General features: G+C 34.3%; 3 protein-coding genes. All 3 read right to left on the reverse strand.

Annotated elements, in window-relative coordinates; translation table 11 throughout:
• Window positions 1-138 precede the first annotated feature (138 nt).
• Window positions 139-783: an ABC transporter ATP-binding protein gene (locus Q7O90_RS00795; RefSeq protein ID WP_297968298.1), complete on the reverse strand. Its 645-nt coding sequence runs from the start codon at window positions 781-783 to the stop codon at window positions 139-141.
• Complete coding sequence (locus Q7O90_RS00800) at window positions 784-1,956, reverse strand: ABC transporter permease (protein WP_304126272.1); 1,173 nt, start codon at window positions 1,954-1,956, stop codon at window positions 784-786.
• The coding region (locus Q7O90_RS00805; protein ID WP_330667017.1) for an ABC transporter permease at window positions 1,950-2,650 on the reverse strand (701 nt) is incomplete at its 5' end. The genes Q7O90_RS00805 and Q7O90_RS00800, both read right to left, overlap by 7 nt.

A 2,650-nucleotide genomic window follows, 5' to 3' on the forward strand; every position in this document is an offset into this window, starting at 1 on the left:
ATGGATAGTTTTAAGTATGAGGGGTAGGGGCAGTTATACTTATATAATTATTGCTTATTAAATATAGTGAGGAGCCAGGCAATCTTCCAGCTCCTCACTAATTCATTTTATCAACTTAAACCAAATACACGCTCTATATTAGAGATTTATAACTCTATCTGCGTATTTAAGCAACTCTTCATCGTGTGTAACCATTATTATAGTGCTGCCATTTTTTTCATTAATGGTTTTTAGTAAATCCATAATTATATCGCGATTTTCGATATCGAGATTGCCAGTAGGTTCATCTGCGAGAATATATTTAGGATTATTCGCTAAAGCCCTTGCGATAGCCACTCTCTGCATTTCACCACCAGATAGCTGTAAAGCCTTGTTATTTTCTTTTCCTTCTAATCCAACTAGCTTTAGTAATGCTTCCGCTCGTTCTTTACGGCTTGCTTTATCGACCTTTGCATATTTCATAGGTAAGCTAACATTGTATATAACACTTTCATCTTGAAGCAAATGAAATGCTTGAAATATGAACCCTATATCGCGATTGCGTATCGCTGCATATTCGCTGGGCTTGAGTTTAGATATATCTTTGCCATCAAGTATGTATGTGCCTTCTGACATACTATCTATCAATCCTATTATATTAAGAAGCGTACTTTTGCCGCAGCCTGATCTACCATGTATAGCAACGAATTCACCATCTTCAATTGCGACATCAAATCCGTTGAATATTACATTTTCAGTAAATCCATTGTCATATTTTTTTACTAAATTCTCTATCTTTATCATCTATTCTTGCTCCGTTAAAATAACACTAGGTAAATTATCTTTTATTTTCATAAAAACTGTCAAAGTGCTTATTGCAACGATTATAAGAACCCACGCAAAAGATATAATTAAAGTCCAATAAGAGAACCCAATCGTAAACATTGCATCAAATGAATATATATTTCTGAGCACTTCTCCGAGTATCACCCCAAGCAGTGTCCCTATTGAAAATACAATTGAAAACTCAACAACAAATGCATTCAACATGCAAGGAATTTGTTCACCTAATGCCATCCTGATTGCAATTTCTTTCTTGCGACGCCTAAGTATATTCTTTAGATTTCCAAATATCCCCAGGCTGACTATCAGCAACATTACAAGTCCCATTTTCCCTAGATAAGAAGGAATAAGTCCTATATATTGATTTAGACGTTGTCCTTCCTTGCGAGTGTTTTGAAGGATAAATGTATGCTTGCCGCCGTCAATATAGGCGAGTTTCTTAAATACTCTATTAAGCACTTTACCATTCTCGTCCAAAACACCTTTATTAAAAGATATATTTGTACTAAAGTAATTGTCGTTTTTTGAATCTCTGTAATCAGAATATGCCTGAGAATTATCTAGCGGAAATACTATGCCAGACGATAGCTTAATATATTTACCATGTTCATCCACAATAATTTTGCGGTTTCTGATTTGCCTTGGCATACATCGCACTTTGTATTCTCGTCCATGATATATCAAAGACCCTTCTTTAAAAGAAATATCATCTGAAAACACATCGCACTTACTAAGCTTATGTATTAGTGTGCTTGATGCATATACTTCATTTCCTCTTAATCCTAACCCTGAACAAAAAATATTGTTATATTCAATCGGAGTTTCACCTTGAAATCCCGTCTCATTTGTATATGCAGAAATCATCATAGTTCCATGCGACACTGCACGCAGTTCTGCAATCTCCTGATCTGTTGGTGTAAATCCAGTATCATCTACGTTTTTTCCATTCGAATTTATTTTAAGCTGCAAATAGTATTCACCTAAATCAGCATCCATCTTACCAAGTGCTTTTCGACCTGAAAAATAATGGTCTAAGCCATAAGTTGTAACCGTGAAGCATATTAGTAGCTCAAATATTATCAAAATGTAGATTTTCCGCTCTTTGATGATTCTATGCATGACATCGCCTAGCATCCGTTTCCACCTTCTTTCAACAGTATTTGAATAGGCTTCTTCTCTATATATTTTACGCCTAATGCTGACACCATAACGAGAAGAGCAACTGATGCAATAAATACAGCTATTATAGCTGTATAGTCAAAGTAAACCTCATCCGATAGATTAAACATTGCACTTACCCTCTTAAATGAAATAATCATGAGAATGGCGGCAGCTATTATGTCAAACAGATATCTAATAACTAAATCAATAAATATATGCTTCCTTCTCGCTCCTACTGCTAGCATTAGTGCATATCTGCTTTTCCTTTCCTCTATTTCACTTATCATTAGTATGAATATATTGAGAACTCCTGCTATAACTGCGAATGCTCCTGCAAACATCCTTGTCCCAATCATCTCAAGTATAAAATCCTTACCGAGTTTAGATATTCTTCTAAGCTCATCTAATTCAGAATTATAACCATCTTTAATTATACCACCTTCTCTCACTGAGAAAGGTGCTTCAACATCGATAATCAACTCTATATTATTGTAAATATCTAAAAGAATTTCTATATCAAGTTCAAAAATTTTCTTTAATTCTTGATGTTCCTTTAGAAGTTTATACGTTTCCAAAGACTTTCTAATAGAATCCTTTAATGACAAAAGATCCTTTCCATTCTCTGTACCATATATTATCTTTCCAGCTATTCTTTCTATATCATAGA

This window comes from Mogibacterium diversum (genome assembly GCF_938028775.1).
Classification (GTDB): Bacteria; Bacillota; Clostridia; order Peptostreptococcales; family Anaerovoracaceae; genus Mogibacterium; species Mogibacterium diversum_A.